This is a genomic window from Pseudomonas sp. HS-18, from assembly GCF_020401845.1.
Taxonomy (GTDB): Bacteria; Pseudomonadota; Gammaproteobacteria; order Pseudomonadales; family Pseudomonadaceae; genus Pseudomonas; species Pseudomonas nitroreducens.
This window is the reverse complement of record NZ_CP084413.1, coordinates 5,301,904-5,319,068: the sequence shown is the minus strand read 5'-3', so window position 1 is coordinate 5,319,068 and position 17,165 is coordinate 5,301,904. Positions and strand designations below refer to the sequence as shown.

Sequence of the window (17,165 nt, the reverse complement as noted above, 5' to 3'; positions counted from 1 at the left end):
CGCACTCGCTTGCAGGCAAGGAAAAACGATGAACGCCAGCATCTTCTGGTACGACTACGAAACCACCGGCATCGACCCGCGCCGCGACCGTCCGCTGCAGGTGGCCGGCATTCGCACAGACGAGGACCTCAACGAGGTCGGTGAATCGCTGAACCTCTACTGCCGGCCCAGCGATGACATCCTCCCGCATCCGGCCGCCTGCCTGGTCACCGGTATCACCCCGGACCGCCTGGAGGAGCGCGGTCTGGGCGAAGCCGAATTCATGACCCGCCTGCACGCCGAACTGGCGCAGCCGGGCACCTGCGTGGCCGGCTACAACACCCTGCGTTTCGATGACGAGGTCACGCGCTACAGCCTGTACCGCAACTTCTTCGATCCCTACGCCCGCGAGTGGCAGGGTGGCAACAGCCGCTGGGACCTGATCGACATGGTGCGCACCGCCTACGCGCTGCGCCCGGAGGGCATCGTCTGGCCGGAACAGGATGGCGCCGTCAGCCTCAAGCTGGAACGCCTCACCGCGGCCAACGGGATCGACCATGGGCAGGCGCACGACGCGCTGTCCGACGTGCGCGCCACCATTGCCCTGGCCCGGCTGGTGCGCGACCGCCAGCCGAAACTCTATGACTACCTCTATCGCCTGCGCGGCAAGCAGGGCGTGCTGGATCAGGTTCGTGTGCTGCAACCGATGGTGCACATCTCCGGCATGTTCTCCGCGGCGCGGCACTACCTGTCCGTGGTGCTGCCGTTGGGATGGCATCCACGCAACCGCAACGCGCTGATCGTCTGCGACCTGGGCGTGGATGTTTCGCCGTTGCTGGAGCTCGATGCGGAATCGTTGCGCAAGCGCCTCTATACGCGCCGTGATGAGTTGGCCGAAGGCGAGTTGCCGGTGCCGCTGAAACTGCTGCACATCAACCGCTGCCCGGTGGTGGCGCCGTTGTCCGTGCTGCGTCCGCAGGATCGCGAGCGCATCGGCGTGGATCTCGATGCCTGCCTGGCCGCTGGGCAAACCCTGACCCAGGCGAAAGCGATCTGGCAGGACAAACTGGCGCCCTTGTATGCCGAGGAAAGTTTCGCCGGCAGCGAAGATCCCGAGCAGCAGTTGTATGACGGCTTTATTGGTGACCGTGATCGCCGATTGTGCGAACAGGTGCGTCAGGCTGATCCCGCGCGGCTGGCGAAAGAACAATGGCCATTCGATGATGCGCGACTTCCCGAACTTCTCTTCCGTTATCGGGCACGCAATTTCCCGGAAACTTTGAGTGCCACACAACAGCAACAATGGCAGGACTTCTGCCGCGCGCGCCTGAGTCAGGCCGAATACGGCGCACCGAATACTCTGGATAACTTTGCCGCGGCAATGAGCGAACAGCTGGTCAATGCCACGCCGGCCGGCCGTTTGGTGCTGGAAGAGTGGGAGAAGTATGCGCAGGTGTTGCGCGCGCGCTATCGCCTGTAGCGCCGCGCACTTTTCGGCAGGCAATAAAAAACGCCAGCGCGAAGCTGGCGTTTTTCATCTCCGCAAGGCTCAGCCCAGCAGTGTGGCCCAGCCTTCCACGGCTTCGGCGCCCCACTTGGCTTTCCATTCCTTGAGGGTCTTGTGGTTGCCGCCCTTGGTCTCGATGACTTCACCGGTGTGCGGATTCTTGTATTGCTTGACCTTGCGCGCGCGCTTGGCGACGGTGGCTTTTGCGGTGCGCGGCGATTTGCTCAGCTTCGCGTCCGGATCGAGCAGGGCGATGACGTCACGCAGGGACTTGCCATAGCTGGCCATCAGCGCGCGAAGTTTCTCTTCGAACTCAAGCTCTTTCTTCAGCTTGTCGTCCTGCTCCAGGGATTTCAGGCGCTCCTGAAGTTCCTTGATGGCTTCTTCGGTAGCGCGGTACTCGTTGATCAGCGACATGTTGGGTACCTTGTTCTGGGGCCAGCGGTGGCGGATAGTTTGTAGCAGACATAATAGTCAGCGAAGTTGTTCAAGTAAATGCTTGTGGAAAGTTTTGTCGTTAATTGTCGACTTATTTAACTAATTTATTCTCTGGTAATTAATCGATGCACTCGCAATGCACCGAACTGGCTCTCGTCGGCGCACTGCGGCAATGGCTGATCTTTTCCCCGGCAGCCGCTAGAATGGCGGCCTTCGCGATGTATCTGGAGTACACCCATGCGCACTTTCCGACTGGTGATCGCCTGCCCCGACGGGGTCGGCATCGTCGCCAAGGTGAGTAATTTCCTGGCCACTTACAACGGCTGGATCACCGAGGCCAGTCACCATTCCGACAACGACAACGGCTGGTTCTTCATGCGGCATGAGATTCGTGCCGACTCCCTGCCGTTCGATATCGACGGTTTCCGCCAGGCCTTCGCCCCCATCGCCCGCGAGTTCTCCATGGAGTGGCGGATCACCGACTCCTCGGTGAAGAAGCGCGTCGTGCTGATGGCCAGCCGCGAATCGCATTGCCTGGCCGACCTGCTGCACCGCTGGCACAGCGGCGAGCTGGACTGCGAGATTCCCTGCGTGATCGCCAACCACGATGACCTGCGCAGCATGGTGGAATGGCATGGCATTCCTTACTTCCACGTCCCGGTGGACCCGAAGAACAAGCAGCCGGCCTTCGAGCAGGTCTCGCGCCTGATCGACGAACACCAGGCCGATAACGTGGTGCTGGCGCGCTACATGCAGATCCTGCCGCCGGACCTGTGCCAGAAGTACCGCCACCAGGTGATCAACATCCACCACAGCTTCCTGCCGTCCTTCGTCGGCGCCAAGCCGTACCACCAGGCCTCGCTGCGCGGCGTGAAGCTGATCGGCGCGACCTGCCACTACGTCACCGAGGAACTGGACGCCGGCCCGATCATCGAGCAGGACGTGGTGCGCATCAGCCACCGCGACAACATCGAGGACCTGGTGCGCCTGGGCAAGGACGTCGAGAAGCTGGTGCTGGCCCGCGGCCTGCGCTACCACCTGGAAGACCGCGTGCTGGTGCACGACAACAAGACCGTGGTGTTCGACTGATCCACGCGGTCTCGTTCCAGACTGGGTACTCCGCATGCGCTCGCCGTCCACCGACGGCGGGCGCTGCGCCCAACGGAGACGCCGCCATGAGCGACCCGAAGAACCCCGGCACCGCCACCCCACCGCCCACCCTGGGCGAAGGCTGCACCAGCCGCTACGATCCCGACGCGCTGAGCGAAGAGGACGGCACCGAGTTTCCCGGCGCCGCCGAGCTCTGGGATTCGCTCAAGCCTGAGCAGAAGCAAGACAAGCCCGCCAGCGGCTGAGCTTCAGGCGCGTTCGCGCATCCCTATCAGCTTGCGCAGCAGCGGACGCCCCGCCATGAGGGCGAACACCGGCGCGCCCATCACCAGGTAGAAGTAGTAGGTCACCACGCGCCAGATCAGGATGGCCGCGGCCGCCGTGGATTTGCCCACCAGCGGGGCGAGCAGCGCGGCGCTGGTCAGCTCGGTACCACCCGCGCCACCGGGCAGCAGCGTGGCCAGGCCCGCCGCCAGCGACAGCAGCTGGATCAGGAAGGCCCAGGCCCAGTGCAGGTCCACGCCCAGCGCCTTGAGGGTGATGTAGAGCACCGAGAAGCGCAGGATCCAGTGGCAGCAGGTGAAGAAGAAGATCAGTGCTAGCCGGCGCTTGGGTTGGCGCAGGCAGCTGACCAGGGTGTCGCGGAAGTGCAGCGCCTTGCGCGCCCAGTGCAGGCGTGTGCGCGGCTTCATTCCCAGGCGCTGGAACAGCCGGCCGTTGGCCTTGATCACCCGGCGCTGGAAACGCGCCAGCAGTACCACGCCGAAGAAGATTCCGCCCAGCAGCACGCCGCTGGTGATCAGCGAGGTTTCCAGGTTCGGGCTGACGCTGTGGGACAGCGCCCAGACCAGCACCGCCGCCAGCGCGCAGAGGAAGAACAGCAGGTCGCTCAACTGGTCCACGGCGAAGATCGCGCTGCTGTGGGCCGGGCGCATACCGTGGCGCGCGAGTAATGCCATCAGCGTCAGCGGGCCGCCGGTGCCGCCGGGGGTCGCATAGAAAGCGAACTCCGAGGCCATGATGATGCCCACCGAGCGCACCTTGCCGATCTCCCCCGCGCGGCCATTGAGCAGCACGCGCAGCTTCTGCGCGTTGATCAGCCAGCACAGGCAGATCATGCCGAACATGATCAGCAGCTTGTCGAGAGGGAAGGCGAGGACGTGATCGAGCATTTCCCGGCCGCCGAGGGCGAGCGGGATCAGCGAGGCGCCGATCAGGCCGAGCAGCAGCCACCAGGCACGGCTCACGGGCGCACCTTCGGCGGCGGGAGGGGCAGGAGCGAGGCGGAGCGGATAACCAGAGGCTCCTGTCGGAATCGAACTGTCATGCTGAATGGACCGTCAACGGCATGCTGCGTTCGCCGAACTTTACCTGGTCAAGGCGCCGCGCTCAGTCGGCGCCCTTACCAATCACTCGGCGGATTTTCCGTCGTCGGCGCCTTGTTCCAGCGCCTTGTTCTCCCAGCCTTCTTCGCCCGGCAGGATCAGGTTCAGGAGGATCGCGACGATGGCGCACAGAGCGATGCCCTTCAGGCCGAAGTCGTCCGGACCGGTGCCGGTGCCGATCAGCACGCCGCCGATGCCGAACACCAGGGTGACCGAGACGATGCACAGGTTGCGCGCCTGGGACAGGTCGACCTTGTGGCGGATCAGGGTGTTCATGCCCACCGAGGCGATGGTGCCGAACAGCAGGCAGAGAATGCCGCCCATCACCGGTACCGGAATGCTCTGCAGGATGGCGCCGAATTTGCCGATAAAGGCCAGACCGATGGCGAATACCGCCGCCCAGGTCATGATCTTCGGGTTGTAGTTCTTGGTCAGCATCACCGCGCCGGTCACTTCCGCGTAGGTGGTGTTAGGCGGGCCGCCGAACAGGCCGGCGGTGGAGGTGGCGATGCCGTCGCCCAGCAGGGTGCGGTGCAGGCCCGGGGTCTTGAGGTAGTTCTTGCCGGTCACGCCGCCCACGGCGATGACGCCGCCGATGTGTTCGATGGCCGGGGCCAGCGCCACCGGAACGATGAACAGGATGGCCTGCCAGTTGAATTCCGGTGCGGTGAACTTCGGCAGTTCCAGCCAGGGTGCGGCGACGATCTTCGCCACGTCGACCACGCCGAAGGCGAAGGACAGGCCATAGCCCACCAGCACGCCGGCGATGATCGGCACCAGGCGCAGCATGCCCTTGCCGAACACCGCGACGATCAGGGTGGTCAGCAGCGCCGGCATGGAGATGAACATGGCGGTCTTGTAGGGGATCAGCTCGGTGCCGTCACCCGCCTTGCCCATGGCCATGTTGGCGGCGATGGGAGCCATGGCCAGGCCGATGGAGATGATCACCGGGCCGATGACCACCGGCGGCAGCAGGCGGTCGATGAATCCAGTGCCTTTGACCTTCACCGCCAGGCCCAGGAAGGTGTATACGAAGCCGGCCGCCACCACGCCGCCCATGGTCGCGGCCAGGCCGAACTGGCCCTTGGCGAGGATGATCGGGGTAATGAAGGCGAAGCTCGACGCCAGGAACACCGGCACCTGACGGCCGGTGACGATCTGGAACATCAGGGTGCCGAAGCCGGCGGTGAACAGCGCGACGTTCGGGTCGAGCCCGGTAATCAGCGGCATCAGCACCAGCGCGCCGAAGGCCACGAAGAGCATCTGCGCGCCAGAGATGATCTGGCGCCACAGCGGTTCGTTGAATTCATCGGCCATCGATCAGGTTTCCTTCTGCTTGGTGCCGAAGATCTTGTCACCGGCATCGCCCAGGCCCGGCATGATGTAGCCGTTCTCGTTCAGGCACTGGTCGATGGAGGCGGTATAGATGAGCACGTCCGGATGCGCATCGTTGACGGCCTTGATCCCTTCTGGCGCGGCGACCAGCACCATGGCGCGGATATCCTTGCTGCCGGCTTTCTTGAGCAGGTTGATGGTGGCGACCATGGAGCCGCCGGTGGCCAGCATCGGGTCGATGATCAGCGAACGGCGCTCGGCGATGTCCGGCGCGAGCTTTTCCAGGTAGGTGTGCGCTTCGAGGGTTTCTTCGTTGCGCGCGACCCCGACGGCACTGACCTTGGCGCCCGGAATCAGGCTGAGCACGCCGTCGAGCATGCCGATGCCGGCGCGCAGGATCGGCACCACGGTGATCTTCTTGCCGGCGATCTTCTCGACCAGCACCGGGCCGGCCCAGCCTTCGATCTCGTAGTTCTCCAGCGGCAGGTCCTTGGTCGCCTCGTAGGTCAGCAGGGCGCCCACTTCCTGGGCCAGCTCGCGGAAATTCTTGGTACTGATATCGTGACGGCGCATCAGTCCGATCTTGTGGCGGATCAGGGGATGGCGAATCTCGAGTACGGGCATGGACGGGTTCTCCGGACGGGCTGGCAAAAAAATTGCGGTAGCGTAATGCATCCTAGCTACCTTGGGCCACGATTGTCGGCGACATTCGTCCGCTGACCCTTGCTCCGTGGCACGCCGATAGGTACCTTTGCGCACTTTTTCACGGGAGAACCCCCATGTCCGTCGATCTCGCGCACATCCGCCAAGTCATGGCCGAAGCCGACTGCCTGTACACCAACGCCGAGGTAGAGGCCGCCATCGCCCGTGTGGCCGAGGCCATCAACGGCTCGCTGGCCGACACCAACCCGGTGGTGTTCTGCGTGATGAACGGCGGCCTGATCTTCTCCGGCAAGCTGCTCCCGCTGCTGAATTTCCCGCTGGAAGCCTCCTACCTGCATGCGACCCGTTACCGCAACGAGACCACCGGTGGCGAGCTGTTCTGGAAGGCCAAGCCGGAAATTTCCTTCATCGACCGCGAAGTGCTGATCATCGACGACATCCTCGACGAAGGGCACACCCTCTCGGCGATCATGGACTTCTGCAAGCACGCCGGCGCCAAGCGCGTGCACACCGCCGTGCTGATCGACAAGGACCACGACCGCAAGGCCCGCCCGGACCTGAAGGCCGACTACGTGGGCCTGTCCTGCATCGACCGCTACATCTTCGGCTACGGCATGGACTACAAGGGCTACTGGCGCAACGCCGCCGGCATCTTCGCCGTCAAGGGCCTCTGACGATGAGCGGGCCGCGTTTCCTCGACAGCGCGCTGTTCGACGAGATTGCGGCCCGTGCCGCCGCCAGCCCCCGGCGCCGGCAGAACCATAACTTCCATGAGCAGACCGAGCCCTGTCACCGTCTGCTCAATGCGCTGCAGCCCGACAGCTATATCCCGCCGCATTGCCATCGCCACCCGGACAAGGCCGAAAGCCTGCTGGTGGTGAAGGGCGCGCTGGGCCTGCTGATCTTCTCCGACTCCGGTGAGCTATTGACCACTCGCGAACTGCGCGCGGGCGGCGAGTGCGTCGGCGCAGACCTGCCGCCGGGCACCTTCCACGCCATCGTCGCGCTGGAGCCGGACAGCATCATGTTCGAAGCCAAGGCTGGCCCCTTCGTGCCGCTGGGCGAGGACGAGCGCGGGCAGTGGGCGCCGCGCGAGGGCGAGGCGGGCGCGACTGAATACCTGACGTGGATGCGTTCTCAATTCCCACTCTGAATTGCGTTCCTGCGCAAGGGCATGCATCGAGCAGTATCGATGTATGCATGGGTAAGCGCTCATTTTTGCCAATGCATGCTCCGCCTATCCTGCGACCCTCACAAGACAACCGCCCGAGGTTCGCATGTCCCGTCTCCTTTATATCGATGGCCAATGGCAGGCCGCCGACAGCGGCGCCGTCCTGCGCCCGATCGCTCCCGCTGCCCGTGAAGCGCTGCCGGAAGTTGCCTGCGCCGGTGTGTCCGACGTAGAGCGCGCCGTCGCTGCCGCCAGGCGCGCCTTCGCCGACTGGAAGCTGACCAGCGCCGCCCAGCGCGCCGGTTACCTGCGAGCTTTCGCCGAGCAGCTCGAAGCCCGCAGCGAAGCGCTGATCACCCTGCAGATGCAGGCCAGCGGCAAGCCGCGCCTGGAAGCGGAAATCGATATCGGTGACGCCCTCGCGACCTTCGCCTACTACGCCGAGCTGGCCGAGCAACTGGATGCCCGGCAGAACGCCGAGGTGGCTCTGCCCGACGCCGGCTACCGCTCGCAGACCCGTTTCGAGCCCATCGGCGTGGTCGGCCTGATCGTACCGTGGAACTTCCCGCTGGTGACCAGCGCCTGGAAGGTCGCGCCGGCCCTGGCAGCGGGCTGCACCGTGGTACTCAAGCCCTCGGAAATCACCCCGCTGATCGAACTGGTGCTGGGCGAGATCGCCGACGCCATCGGCCTGCCTGCCGGCGTGCTGAACCTGGTGCCGGGCCTGGCCGATGCCGGCGCTGCGCTGTGCAGCCATCCGGGCATCGCCAAGCTGTCCTTCACCGGCAGCAATGTCGTTGGCCGCAAGGTCATGGAAGCGGCCGCCGCGCGCACGCTGCCGGTGGGCCTGGAGCTGGGCGGCAAGTCGCCGATCCTGGTGTTCGAGGACTGTGATCTGGACGAAGCCGTGCAGTGGATCATCGCCGGCGTCTACTGGAACGCGGGGCAGATGTGCTCCGCCACCTCGCGCCTGCTGGTGCAGGAGTCCATCGCCGCACCGCTGCTGGCGAAGCTGAAGGTCGCGGTGGAAGGCCTGCGCGTTGGCGACTCGTTGCTGGGCGAGACCGACATGGGGCCGATGACCAGCCAAGCGCAGTACCGCAAGGTGCTCGACTACTTCGCCGTGGCCCGCGACGAAGGCCTGGCCTGCCTGACCGGTGGCGAAGCAGGCGAGGGCTGGTTCATCCAGCCGACCGTGTACACCGACGTGCCGGCGGACAGCCGCCTGTGGCGTGAGGAAATCTTCGGCCCGGTGCTGTGCGTACGTACCTTCAGCGATGAAGCCGATGCCCTGCGTCAGGCCAACGACAGCGATTTCGCCCTGGCCGCCACCGTGTGCAGCGCCGACCTCGAGCGTGCCCAGCGTGTCGCCGAGAACCTGGAGGCCGGCAACGTCTGGCTGAACTCGCCGCAAGTCGTCTTCCCGCAGACTTCCTGGGGCGGCGGCAAGCGCAGCGGCATCGGTCGCGAGCTGGGACCGTGGGGCCTGTCGGCATTCTTCGATATCAAGCACATCACCGCGCCGCGCTGATCGGCGTCACCCCGTGCTCCAGGCGCAGGTCTTCGACCAGCGCCTGGAGCGCTTCGTTGTGCCCCGGCTCGTCGCGCACCACCAGGCTGTGGGTGATGCCGTAGCCGAGGGTGTCCGGCAGCAACGCGCGCATCTCGCCCTGTTCGACCCAGCGCTCGGCGTAGTGCGTCGGCAGGTAGCCCAGGTGGGTCCCGGCACGCACCGCGTGCAGCACCGCTTCCATGTGCTGGGCGAAGGCCGTGCTGCGCTGTGGGTCGGCGGGCAGTTGCACGTCCGCCACCGCATAGCCGTGCTGGATCCAGTTGCAGGTTTCCAGTTCGGCGGCGGCGCGCACGTCCTTGTCGAACAGCGGATGCTCGCGCCCGCAGAACACCGCCACGCGCTCGTGGTAAAGCGGCTCATAGCGCAGGTTCGGCAGGCGCCGGCTGAAGCAGGCGATGGCCAGGTGCAGGCGACCGCTGAGTACCAGGCGCTCCAGTTCACTGGATGATTCGATGAGGAAGTGCAGGCGCACGTCCTGGTCGCGGCGGTTGAAACGCGCCAGGGTCTGGTGGATGCGTGCGTCGGGCAGCGTGGCGATATTGTCGGCCAGGCCCAGGTGCAACTCGCCGACCAGGCGCCCGGCCAGTGACTGTACCTGATCACGGAAGTCCCCCAGCGCAGCGAACAGGTTCTGCGCGTAGTCCAGCACCCGCTCGCCTTTCTCGGTCAGGCGGAAGCCGCTCTTGCCACGTTCGCACAGGCGGTAGCCCAGGCGCGTCTCCAGGCTGGCGATGTGCGTGCTGATGGTCGACTGGCCCATGCCCAGTTCGCCCTGCGCGGCAGAGAAGCCGCCGCAGCGCACCACACAGGCGAAGATGCGCAGCAGGCGCAGGTCGAGGTCGGAGACGTTGTGCAGCATGGCGGTTTCGATCGGAGGCCGGCGATGTATTGAGTTGGTAACTTCGAAGGCTATCAATGTATCGGCGGGCTTGCCATGCGTGCCTGTCGTCCTGCTCGACGTGCGTGCTAGAGTGCCCGGCCCTGTCCCGCGGAGGTGATGATGTCCGTTCGCATGCCGGGCGCCGTGCTGGCGCTGCTGTTCTGCATTCCCCTCGGCTTTGCTGATGCCGCCATCGCTGCGCCGATGCACGGCCAGTTCCTGCCGCCGGACGATGCCGGCCTGCGCCAGGGCGAGCCGGAGCAGCAGCAACTGCTGCAGGTCACCGAATACAGCGTGGTGCTGGGCAACCAGCGCCAGTCCAACCAACAGCCGATCCCGATTACCACGCCGTCGCTGCTGCGCCTCAAGGGCAAGCCGCTGAACAAGGGCGCGCAGATCAGCCAGGTGGTGATCAGCTTCGACGCCGAGGGCAAGAGCCTGAAGAAGCCGGCCTACGACGAAAAGACCCGCGTGCTCAGCCTGTATTACCCGCAGGCGGCTTATCCACAGCTGCTCGATCTACTGCGCAACGGCACCGTCTACGTGCAGTTCCTCACCTACGGCAACGGCCATATCTGGGCCGACCTGCATACCGGCGCGGTGCGTGCGCGTTGAGCCGCGCCCGGCGCGGGGGTAAACTGCCCGACCCGTGGTGCCCGGCCAGCCGTTGCCGGCCGCGATCCCCGAGACAGCCGTAGAGAGAAGCGAGCGATGCGTAAAGACAAGAAGCAGGTGATTGGCGAAGAGATCGACGACGCCGAGATCAAGCTGTTCCTCGACGTGGAACCGGCCGACGACACCCCGGCGTCCCTGCACAAGCTGGTCAAGGCCTACCGCGGCCTGCGCATCGACGACTTCGAGCGCTTCGTCGGCTTCTTCGTCGAAGCTGGGTACGACCTGTCCGCCAAGGATGCCCAGGGCAAGGATTTCGTCGCCCTGATCCAGGACCAGCGCCAGGCCGAGCCCTACATCGAAGTGATCAAGTCCGCTCGCGGCTGATTGCATCGATGCGCTGAAAAGCCCGCCTTGTGCGGGCTTTTTTGTTCGGGCGGCTCGCGAGCCAGCTCGCGAAAATAGCCCGCGGCGAGGCTTTTGAGGCCGCTCGGGGCACCGCTCCAAAATCCCCGCCTAGACTTCTCGGAAGAACGATAACGACAAGGCGAGGACGAAGCCGTGCAAGTACAGCCCTATCTGTTTTTCCATGGTCGCGCCGATGAGGCCATTGCCTTCTACCAGCATGCGGTAGGTGCTCAGCTCGGCGCGCTGATGCGCTTCGAAGAGGCCCCAGGACCGTCGCCGGTGCCCGATGGCTGGCTGGACAAGGTGATGCACGCCAGCCTGCAGATCGGCGAGACGGAGGTTTTCCTGTCTGATGGTCGCGGCGAGCACAACGCCAATTTCAACGGCTTCTCCCTGCACCTGACGCTGCGCAGCGTGGTGGCCGCGGAGCAGGCGTTTGCCGCCCTGGCGGAGAAGGGGCGGGTGGAGATGCCGCTGGAAAAGACCTTCTGGGCGCAGCGCTTCGGCATGCTCACCGACCGTTTCGGCGTCGGCTGGATGGTCAGTTGCCACTGATTCGCCCGAAACGAAAAAGCCCACCGGATGGCGGGCTTTTTCATGAGTGCAGCACTCAGGACGCGGCGACGATCTGCAGGCGGTCGGCGGTCATCTGGTTGACCTCGCGGTACACCGCGGCGTCGGTTTCCAGCTGCTTCTCGCGGGCCGGGAAGATCTCCTTGAGCTTCGCGGTCCACTCGGCCGACTGGTAGCGCTCGGGGAAGCAGCGCTCCAGCAGGCCCAGCATGATCGACACGGTGACCGAGGCGCCCGGCGAGGCGCCGAGCAGAGCGGCGATGCTGCCGTCCTGGGCTGCCACCAGTTCGGTACCGAACTGCAGGATGCCGCCCTTCTTCGGATCCTTCTTGATGATCTGCACGCGCTGGCCGGCGGTTTCGAGGCGCCAGTCGGCCGGGTTCAGCTGCGGGTAGAACTTGCGCAGGGCTTCGATGCGCTGGTCCATGGACTGCATGACTTCCTTCACCAGGTAGCGGGTGAGGTCCATGTTGTCGCGGGCCACGGCGAGCATGGGCAGCAGGTTGCTGGTGCGGACCGAGAGCGGCAGGTCGAGGAACGAGCCATGACGCAGGAACTTGGTGGAGAAACCGGCATAGGGGCCGAACAGCAGGGAAGTCTTGCCCTCGACCACGCGGGTGTCCAGGTGCGGCACGGACATCGGCGGGGCGCCGACTTCGGCCTGGCTGTAGACCTTGGCCTGGTGCTGCTTGACCACCTCGGGGTTGTCGCAACGCAGCCACTGGCCGCTCACCGGGAAGCCGCCGAAGCCCTTGCTTTCCGGGATGCCGGACATCTGCAGCAGCGGCAGGGCGCCGCCGCCGGCGCCGAGGAAGACGAACTTCGCCTTGACCTTGCGGGCGTCGCCGGTCTGGGTGTTCTTGATGTCTACCAGCCAGCCGTCGCCGCTGCGTTCAAGGCCGACCACTTTCTGGAAGTAGCGGACTTCGCTGCCTTCGCGGCTGGACAGGTAGCCCAGCAACTGGTTGGTCAGGGCGCCGAAGTTGACGTCAGTGCCGCTTTCCACGCGGGTCATCGCGACCTGCTCGTCAGCCGGACGGCCGGGCATGGTCAGCGGGGCCCATTCGGCGATCTTCGCGCGGTCCTCGGTGTACTCCATCGAGGCGAAGGCATGGTGCTGGCTGAGCAGTTCATGACGCTTCTTCAGGAAAGGAATGTCCTTGCCACGCACGAAGCTCATGTGCGGAACGGGGTTGATGAAGTTGCGCGGCGCGCCGAAGGCGTCCTTCCCGGTCAGATAGGCCCAGAACTGTTTGGACACTTCGAACTGGGCGTTGATGTTCACCGCCTTCTTGATGTCGATCGAGCCGTCGGCGGCCTGCGGGGTGTAGTTCAGCTCGCAGAGGCCGGCGTGACCGGTGCCGGCGTTGTTCCACGGGTTGGAACTCTCGATGGCTCCGGATTCCTGCAGTTCGACGATCTCCAGCTTCACGCCCGGATCGACTTCCTTGAGCAGGACAGCCAGGGTTGCGCTCATGATGCCGGCGCCGACCAGCAGCACGTCCATCGATTCGATTTCGTTCTGCGCCATTAACGCGTCTCCAAAACTATCAGCAGCCAGTTGTGACAGCGGGCTTGCACTCAATGGCAAAGCCGCATGTCCGAATTCTTCCCAGGTCACGAGGGACCTTTCGCGAATGTGTCGGGCCGGGATCGGAGGAGGGTAAATGCGCACCTTCTCGGCAGTCCACGGCGGACGAACTCATCCGCAAGTGCATCCGAAAGTGGCGCTCAGGCGCGGCTTCCGGTGCCGAAAAAGCGATTCAGTGCTGCGGGGTCAGACGTCAATGGTGCTACCAACGCAAAACTCTTCATTGCTCGCCACACTCTCGTGAAGTAGTGAAAAACCTTCGATCACGCTCTTTTGGAGGCGTGAAGCTCAAAGGGGATCGTCGTCGCGGGCCGGTCCGGTCTCCGTGCGGAGTGGGCGGCTGCATCCTTGCCAAGTTCTGCGCAACGAACGTACAAAGCGCGACGGCCAGTGACCGAGGCGAGTGGCGACTCTCTTTGAGGGGTGGCAGAGGCGAGACACGGTGTGTCGGCATCGTGCGGGGCCCGACCAGGAGGCGTCCTTATAATCGGGGGGCGATTATAACGGCGAAACACAAAAAAAAGCTCTGCACCTTAGACTTTTTTCCTAGTCTGCACCCCTTGATTTGCCAATTGTGCCCCGTCCCGGTGCGTCTCGCCTCCGGGTGGGTCAAGGCGGCCGATCGACGCGCGCACGGGAACCCTGAGAACGGGTTCTGCGTCCAATGGCCAAGCGCTATCTGACCGCGCTGCCCGCCGGTATACTGCCGGCCATCGCTTACCCCATGGAGAGATGAGCATGCTGCCTCGCCTGTTGCTCGGCTTTATCGCTGCCGCCAGCCTGACCTTGACCGGCTGCGCGCTCAGCCCGCAACAACTCAACCCGACTCCCGAATTCAAGGGGCCGGTCGCCGCGGTTGGCCAGGGCCAGCCGGTAGTGGTACGTGTCGTCGACGGTCGTCCCAGCACCGCGCTGGGCACCCGTGGCGGCCTGTATTCGGAAACCAGCCAACTGACCGTGCGCAGCGAGGACGTGATTCCCAAGCTGCAGCTGCAGGCTGAAACCGCCGTGCGCCTGCTGGGTTTCACCCCGTCGGCCAACGCCTACAACGCACCGCAACTGACCCTGACCCTGGCCGAACTGAAGTACCAGTCGCCCAAGGAAGGCATGTACGTCACCGAGGCGGACATCGGCGCCACCTTCCGTGCCGACGTGCAGAGCGGCACCCGTCGCTACAGCGGTCGTTATGGTGCCTCGACCAACCAGCGCTTCGGCATGGCGCCCAACGAGGCGACCAACACCAAGCTGGTGAGCGAAGTGCTCAGCGACGCGCTGACCCGGGTGTTCAAAGACCCGACCATCGGCCAGACGCTGAACCAGCGCTGATCGAGGCGGCAATGAAAAAGCCCGGCATCTGCCGGGCTTTTTCGTGGGCGGCCGATCGAAGGATCAGGCGGCCTGGTGGTACGGGTCGACCTCGACAAGGCGCACGCGCTCGTCGGCTTCCGGCAGGTCCAGGTGCTCGTGGCCACAGGCCTGGGTGTAGACCAGCCAATGGTCATCCTGGACATTGAACGAGAGTTCGGTGACGACGGCTTCGATTTCTTCCAGGTGTTCCATCAGATAGGCGTTTTCGTGGGGGACGATTTCGAGCATGGCGAATCTCCTTGGCGAATGACTTCGATTGGCAGATTTCGTGAAAGCCAGCAGCGTGCCAAAGCGCGGTAGAGGTCTTAGACCATTTCTCGATAACCTTTACGCTCGTCGTAAATAAGCGTAACGCGCTGGCTGCGAGGCAGGGCCAGCGGATAAAATGCGCGACCATTGTTTCTCATCCATGACGGGCCAAGCCCGTTCGTCCAGACTGACCCCCGCTTTGCTTCGAAGTCGATGGCGTGCAGTTCTGAAGCGGAGGTTGTGATGTCGCTGCAGGCGCTCTGGAGTCTTTTCCAGGCCCATCCCGGTCGTATCGTGAACGACCTGGCCCTGTTCTTCGCCCTGGCCGGAGGCTGGTTGCTGCTGGCCACCCGCCGCCGCGAACGCCTCGCCCTGGCTCGCCTGGCTGCCGAAAGCGAGATCGCACCGGTCCCCCTGGACAGCGTCCAGCCGACCGTGCGGATGAATCGCTTCTTCTACCGTTTCGGCTTTGCCTGCATGACGCTGGCGCTGGCCGTGAGCTGGTACAGCACGCAGCTGGGCCAGTAGCGAGTGGAAGCAAAAAGGCGCCCGAGGGCGCCTTTTTTCATACCTGCGGCTTGAGCCGGTACTGGTTCAACACCGGGTTGGCGTATTGCAGGATCAGGTGGCCGCGCTGCTCCACGGGGCATTCGCCCACGCGACGCTCCCATTCGGTGCGCGCACGCTGCAGTTCCTCGACCTTGAACAGGGTTTCGGCGCGGGGCACGTTCAGCGCTGCGTCGCGCAGGTCGGAGGCCTCGTAGGCGAGGTAGTGCACCGGGAACAGCCGGTAGTTGCCGAGGATCTGCCGGTCCAGCTCGGCGGCGAGCTGCTTGGCGTCGGCGAAGTCACCGGTGATCTCCTCGCCGAAGTTGATGTGCACTCGGCCCTTGTAGCCGGTGATGCCCTGCACGATGCTGCGGTCGTCTTCGCCTGGCGCCTTCCTGTACTCGCCGGTGGTGGCGCGGGTATACAGTTCGCGGGCCTTGGCGGCGTCGCACGGGTCGTATTCGTAGCTGATGGACACCGGGATCAGGTGCAGCTCGCGGATCACTTCGGCGAACGGCTCGTCCTTGCGGCTCATGTGGAACATCTTGAGGATCGCCGAATCGGTGCGGTCATCGCCGTCCTTGGCGCGGCCCTCGGCCTGGGCGATCCAGATCGACTGGCCGTCGTTTCGGATCGAGTGATTGATGTAGGCCGAGAGGTTCTGGTACGCCGCCAGCTTCTCGCGGCGACCGCTGATCGAGCGGTGCACGATGAAGCTCTTGTTCAGGCGCATCAGGTCGCTGACGAAGGACTTCTGCAGCAGGTTGTCGCCGATGGCGATGCGTGGCGTTGGCAGCTTCGCGTGGTAGATCGCGTAGTTGCAGAAGGCCGGGTCCACCACAATGTCGCGGTGGTTGGCGATGAACAGGTAGGCACGGCCGGATTGCAGGCGCTCGACACCCGAATAGGTGACGCCGTCGGTGGCGTGCTCGATGGTCCGGTCGACGTAGGGCTCGACTTTGTGCTGCAGCTCGCTGACGCTGCGGATGCCGGTGACTTCGCGGGCCAGCCGATGGGCTATAAGAGGTCTGAGCAGCCAGCCGAACGGACCGGACAGACGCGGGAAACGGTAACGCGCCAGGGCGCCGAGGAAGGCGTCATCGCTCAGCAGGCGCTGCAGGACAGCCGGGACTTCGGCGTCGTTGTACGGTCGGATGGCTTCGAACTCGCCCATCATGCTCTCTAATGAATGCTCGGGGGTATCACGGGTCGGGCCGCGATGTAGACGGTCCGGAAGGGTATGCCGCCGACTCATCGGTCAGGCGGGCGCCCCAAAAGACCGCGCGATTATAAACGGAAGTCACGGGGGAACCAGCGATGCTCGAAAGTCAGGCCTATTCCTGCCCTTATTGCGGCGAGCCGGCCGAGGCCACGCTCGACCTCTCCGGGGGCGACCAGAGCTACTATGAAGATTGCCCGGTGTGTTGCCGGCCGATCCTGTTCCAGCTCCGCACCGATGGGGTGGAATGGTCCCTGGAAGTCCAGCGCGAGGACGATTGATGCAGCGAATCTACGCACCTGCCGACCTGATCGAAGCCGAACTGCTGGGGGGCATGCTGGCCAACGAGGGCATTTCGTCGCACCTGGGCGGGCGTCACCTGGTCGGCGGCATCGGCGAGCTGCCCGGCATGGGGCTGTTGCACCTCTGGGTCGAGGACGAGATGGCCGAGCAGGCGCGCGAGCTGATCGCCGCGTACAATGCCGCGCAACCCCTGCCGGGGCCCGCTGACGATCACGAAGGCGGCCCAGGCGTTCTGCTTTGCTGAATTCCGAC

The 17,165-nt window shown here is 64.6% G+C and carries 21 protein-coding genes; 13 read left to right on the top strand and 8 right to left on the bottom strand.

Annotated features, from left to right (window positions below):
- The first annotated feature begins 28 nt into the window (after window positions 1-28).
- Window positions 29-1,459 (top strand): exodeoxyribonuclease I, encoded by a 1,431-nt coding sequence (gene sbcB, locus LDJ84_RS24805; RefSeq protein ID WP_226045557.1) that lies wholly within the window; start codon window positions 29-31, stop codon window positions 1,457-1,459.
- A gap of 69 nt (window positions 1,460-1,528) precedes the next feature.
- Here sbcB and mvaT read toward each other — a convergent pair whose 3' ends face one another.
- Complete coding sequence (gene mvaT, locus LDJ84_RS24800) at window positions 1,529-1,903, bottom strand: histone-like nucleoid-structuring protein MvaT (protein WP_024762638.1); 375 nt, start codon at window positions 1,901-1,903, stop codon at window positions 1,529-1,531.
- A gap of 258 nt (window positions 1,904-2,161) precedes the next feature.
- On the opposite strand from mvaT, the gene purU reads away from it, so the two are divergent.
- Window positions 2,162-3,013 carry a formyltetrahydrofolate deformylase gene (gene purU, locus LDJ84_RS24795; protein WP_017519713.1) on the top strand — a complete coding sequence of 284 codons (852 nt, stop codon included), beginning with the start codon at window positions 2,162-2,164 and terminating at the stop codon, window positions 3,011-3,013.
- Window positions 3,014-3,099: 86 nt separating this feature from the next.
- Entirely contained in the window at window positions 3,100-3,279 is a 180-nt protein-coding gene (locus LDJ84_RS24790) for a hypothetical protein (protein ID WP_024762639.1), read from the top strand.
- A gap of 3 nt (window positions 3,280-3,282) precedes the next feature.
- Here the strand turns inward: LDJ84_RS24790 and LDJ84_RS24785 are convergent, their stop codons facing one another.
- The 3 genes from LDJ84_RS24785 to upp form a co-directional block, all read right to left on the bottom strand.
- Window positions 3,283-4,281, bottom strand: coding sequence for a lysylphosphatidylglycerol synthase transmembrane domain-containing protein (locus tag LDJ84_RS24785; RefSeq protein ID WP_024762640.1), 999 nt, complete (start codon window positions 4,279-4,281; stop codon window positions 3,283-3,285).
- Window positions 4,282-4,443: 162 nt separating this feature from the next.
- Window positions 4,444-5,736 carry a uracil-xanthine permease family protein gene (locus tag LDJ84_RS24780; RefSeq protein WP_024762641.1) on the bottom strand — a complete coding sequence of 431 codons (1,293 nt, stop codon included), beginning with the start codon at window positions 5,734-5,736 and terminating at the stop codon, window positions 4,444-4,446.
- Between the two features lie 3 nt (window positions 5,737-5,739).
- On the bottom strand, window positions 5,740-6,378 hold the full coding sequence (gene upp / locus LDJ84_RS24775; protein ID WP_054908629.1) for a uracil phosphoribosyltransferase: 639 nt from the start codon (window positions 6,376-6,378) through the stop codon (window positions 5,740-5,742).
- Window positions 6,379-6,533: 155 nt separating this feature from the next.
- Here upp and LDJ84_RS24770 point away from each other — a divergent pair, with 155 nt between their 5' ends.
- The 3 genes from LDJ84_RS24770 to LDJ84_RS24760 all read left to right on the top strand — a co-directional run bounded on the left by LDJ84_RS24770 (window position 6,534) and on the right by LDJ84_RS24760 (window position 9,119).
- Window positions 6,534-7,091 carry a hypoxanthine-guanine phosphoribosyltransferase gene (locus LDJ84_RS24770; protein WP_017519718.1) on the top strand — a complete coding sequence of 186 codons (558 nt, stop codon included), beginning with the start codon at window positions 6,534-6,536 and terminating at the stop codon, window positions 7,089-7,091.
- A 2-nt stretch (window positions 7,092-7,093) separates the two neighbouring features.
- On the top strand, window positions 7,094-7,570 hold the full coding sequence (locus tag LDJ84_RS24765; protein ID WP_226045556.1) for a WbuC family cupin fold metalloprotein: 477 nt from the start codon (window positions 7,094-7,096) through the stop codon (window positions 7,568-7,570).
- 124 nt (window positions 7,571-7,694) lie between these two features.
- The gene (locus LDJ84_RS24760; protein WP_226045555.1) at window positions 7,695-9,119 is read left to right on the top strand and encodes an aldehyde dehydrogenase family protein; all 1,425 of its coding nucleotides are present in this window, start codon (window positions 7,695-7,697) and stop codon (window positions 9,117-9,119) included.
- Here the strand turns inward: LDJ84_RS24760 and LDJ84_RS24755 are convergent.
- Window positions 9,103-10,020, bottom strand: a complete 918-nt coding sequence (locus tag LDJ84_RS24755; RefSeq protein ID WP_193452080.1) for a LysR family transcriptional regulator — start codon at window positions 10,018-10,020, stop codon at window positions 9,103-9,105. The genes LDJ84_RS24760 and LDJ84_RS24755 overlap by 17 nt on opposite strands.
- 153 nt (window positions 10,021-10,173) lie before the next feature.
- On the opposite strand from LDJ84_RS24755, the gene LDJ84_RS24750 reads away from it, so the two are divergent.
- From LDJ84_RS24750 to LDJ84_RS24740, 3 genes are all read left to right on the top strand, one after another.
- The gene (locus LDJ84_RS24750) at window positions 10,174-10,656 is read left to right on the top strand and encodes a hypothetical protein (RefSeq protein WP_413247469.1); all 483 of its coding nucleotides are present in this window, start codon (window positions 10,174-10,176) and stop codon (window positions 10,654-10,656) included.
- 96 nt (window positions 10,657-10,752) lie between these two features.
- Entirely contained in the window at window positions 10,753-11,040 is a 288-nt protein-coding gene (locus LDJ84_RS24745) for a PA4642 family protein (RefSeq protein WP_024762646.1), read from the top strand.
- Window positions 11,041-11,214: 174 nt separating this feature from the next.
- On the top strand, window positions 11,215-11,616 hold the full coding sequence (locus LDJ84_RS24740; RefSeq protein ID WP_024762647.1) for a VOC family protein: 402 nt from the start codon (window positions 11,215-11,217) through the stop codon (window positions 11,614-11,616).
- A gap of 55 nt (window positions 11,617-11,671) precedes the next feature.
- Here the strand turns inward: LDJ84_RS24740 and mqo are convergent, their stop codons facing one another.
- Window positions 11,672-13,165: a malate dehydrogenase (quinone) gene (gene mqo, locus LDJ84_RS24735; protein WP_084358722.1), complete on the bottom strand. Its 1,494-nt coding sequence runs from the start codon at window positions 13,163-13,165 to the stop codon at window positions 11,672-11,674.
- Window positions 13,166-13,963: 798 nt separating this feature from the next.
- On the opposite strand from mqo, the gene LDJ84_RS24730 reads away from it, so the two are divergent.
- Window positions 13,964-14,551, top strand: coding sequence for a YajG family lipoprotein (locus tag LDJ84_RS24730; RefSeq protein ID WP_024762649.1), 588 nt, complete (start codon window positions 13,964-13,966; stop codon window positions 14,549-14,551).
- A gap of 63 nt (window positions 14,552-14,614) precedes the next feature.
- On the opposite strand, the gene LDJ84_RS24725 is transcribed toward LDJ84_RS24730, so the two are convergent.
- Window positions 14,615-14,821: a hypothetical protein gene (locus LDJ84_RS24725; protein ID WP_024762650.1), complete on the bottom strand. Its 207-nt coding sequence runs from the start codon at window positions 14,819-14,821 to the stop codon at window positions 14,615-14,617.
- Window positions 14,822-15,085: 264 nt separating this feature from the next.
- On the opposite strand from LDJ84_RS24725, the gene LDJ84_RS24720 reads away from it, so the two are divergent.
- Entirely contained in the window at window positions 15,086-15,370 is a 285-nt protein-coding gene (locus LDJ84_RS24720; protein ID WP_024762651.1) for a hypothetical protein, read from the top strand.
- Between the two features lie 37 nt (window positions 15,371-15,407).
- On the opposite strand, the gene LDJ84_RS24715 is transcribed toward LDJ84_RS24720, so the two are convergent.
- Window positions 15,408-16,568, bottom strand: a complete 1,161-nt coding sequence (locus LDJ84_RS24715) for a 1-acyl-sn-glycerol-3-phosphate acyltransferase (RefSeq protein WP_226045554.1) — start codon at window positions 16,566-16,568, stop codon at window positions 15,408-15,410.
- A gap of 140 nt (window positions 16,569-16,708) precedes the next feature.
- Here LDJ84_RS24715 and LDJ84_RS24710 point away from each other — a divergent pair, with 140 nt between their 5' ends.
- On the top strand, window positions 16,709-16,891 hold the full coding sequence (locus LDJ84_RS24710) for a CPXCG motif-containing cysteine-rich protein (protein ID WP_024762653.1): 183 nt from the start codon (window positions 16,709-16,711) through the stop codon (window positions 16,889-16,891).
- Window positions 16,891-17,157: a putative signal transducing protein gene (locus LDJ84_RS24705; RefSeq protein WP_024762654.1), complete on the top strand. Its 267-nt coding sequence runs from the start codon at window positions 16,891-16,893 to the stop codon at window positions 17,155-17,157. Before LDJ84_RS24710 ends, LDJ84_RS24705 begins: the two co-directional genes overlap by 1 nt.
- The last annotated feature ends 8 nt before the right edge of the window (window positions 17,158-17,165 follow it).

Excerpts from the sequence above, each read along its gene's own strand:
- sbcB (WP_226045557.1), top strand. The coding sequence starts at position 29 with ATGAACGCCAGCATCTTCTGGTACGACTACGAAACCACCGGCATCGAC.
- mvaT (WP_024762638.1), bottom strand. The coding sequence starts at position 1,903 with ATGTCGCTGATCAACGAGTACCGCGCTACCGAAGAAGCCATCAAGGAA.
- purU (WP_017519713.1), top strand. The coding sequence starts at position 2,162 with ATGCGCACTTTCCGACTGGTGATCGCCTGCCCCGACGGGGTCGGCATC.
- LDJ84_RS24790 (WP_024762639.1), top strand. The coding sequence starts at position 3,100 with ATGAGCGACCCGAAGAACCCCGGCACCGCCACCCCACCGCCCACCCTG.
- LDJ84_RS24780 (WP_024762641.1), bottom strand. The coding sequence starts at position 5,736 with ATGGCCGATGAATTCAACGAACCGCTGTGGCGCCAGATCATCTCTGGC.
- upp (WP_054908629.1), bottom strand. The coding sequence starts at position 6,378 with ATGCCCGTACTCGAGATTCGCCATCCCCTGATCCGCCACAAGATCGGA.
- LDJ84_RS24770 (WP_017519718.1), top strand. The coding sequence starts at position 6,534 with ATGTCCGTCGATCTCGCGCACATCCGCCAAGTCATGGCCGAAGCCGAC.
- LDJ84_RS24765 (WP_226045556.1), top strand. The coding sequence starts at position 7,094 with ATGAGCGGGCCGCGTTTCCTCGACAGCGCGCTGTTCGACGAGATTGCG.
- LDJ84_RS24760 (WP_226045555.1), top strand. The coding sequence starts at position 7,695 with ATGTCCCGTCTCCTTTATATCGATGGCCAATGGCAGGCCGCCGACAGC.
- LDJ84_RS24755 (WP_193452080.1), bottom strand. The coding sequence starts at position 10,020 with ATGCTGCACAACGTCTCCGACCTCGACCTGCGCCTGCTGCGCATCTTC.
- LDJ84_RS24750 (WP_413247469.1), top strand. The coding sequence starts at position 10,174 with ATGCCGGGCGCCGTGCTGGCGCTGCTGTTCTGCATTCCCCTCGGCTTT.
- LDJ84_RS24745 (WP_024762646.1), top strand. The coding sequence starts at position 10,753 with ATGCGTAAAGACAAGAAGCAGGTGATTGGCGAAGAGATCGACGACGCC.
- mqo (WP_084358722.1), bottom strand. The coding sequence starts at position 13,165 with ATGGCGCAGAACGAAATCGAATCGATGGACGTGCTGCTGGTCGGCGCC.
- LDJ84_RS24730 (WP_024762649.1), top strand. The coding sequence starts at position 13,964 with ATGCTGCCTCGCCTGTTGCTCGGCTTTATCGCTGCCGCCAGCCTGACC.
- LDJ84_RS24725 (WP_024762650.1), bottom strand. The coding sequence starts at position 14,821 with ATGCTCGAAATCGTCCCCCACGAAAACGCCTATCTGATGGAACACCTG.
- LDJ84_RS24720 (WP_024762651.1), top strand. The coding sequence starts at position 15,086 with ATGTCGCTGCAGGCGCTCTGGAGTCTTTTCCAGGCCCATCCCGGTCGT.
- LDJ84_RS24715 (WP_226045554.1), bottom strand. The coding sequence starts at position 16,568 with ATGATGGGCGAGTTCGAAGCCATCCGACCGTACAACGACGCCGAAGTC.
- LDJ84_RS24710 (WP_024762653.1), top strand. The coding sequence starts at position 16,709 with ATGCTCGAAAGTCAGGCCTATTCCTGCCCTTATTGCGGCGAGCCGGCC.
- LDJ84_RS24705 (WP_024762654.1), top strand. The coding sequence starts at position 16,891 with ATGCAGCGAATCTACGCACCTGCCGACCTGATCGAAGCCGAACTGCTG.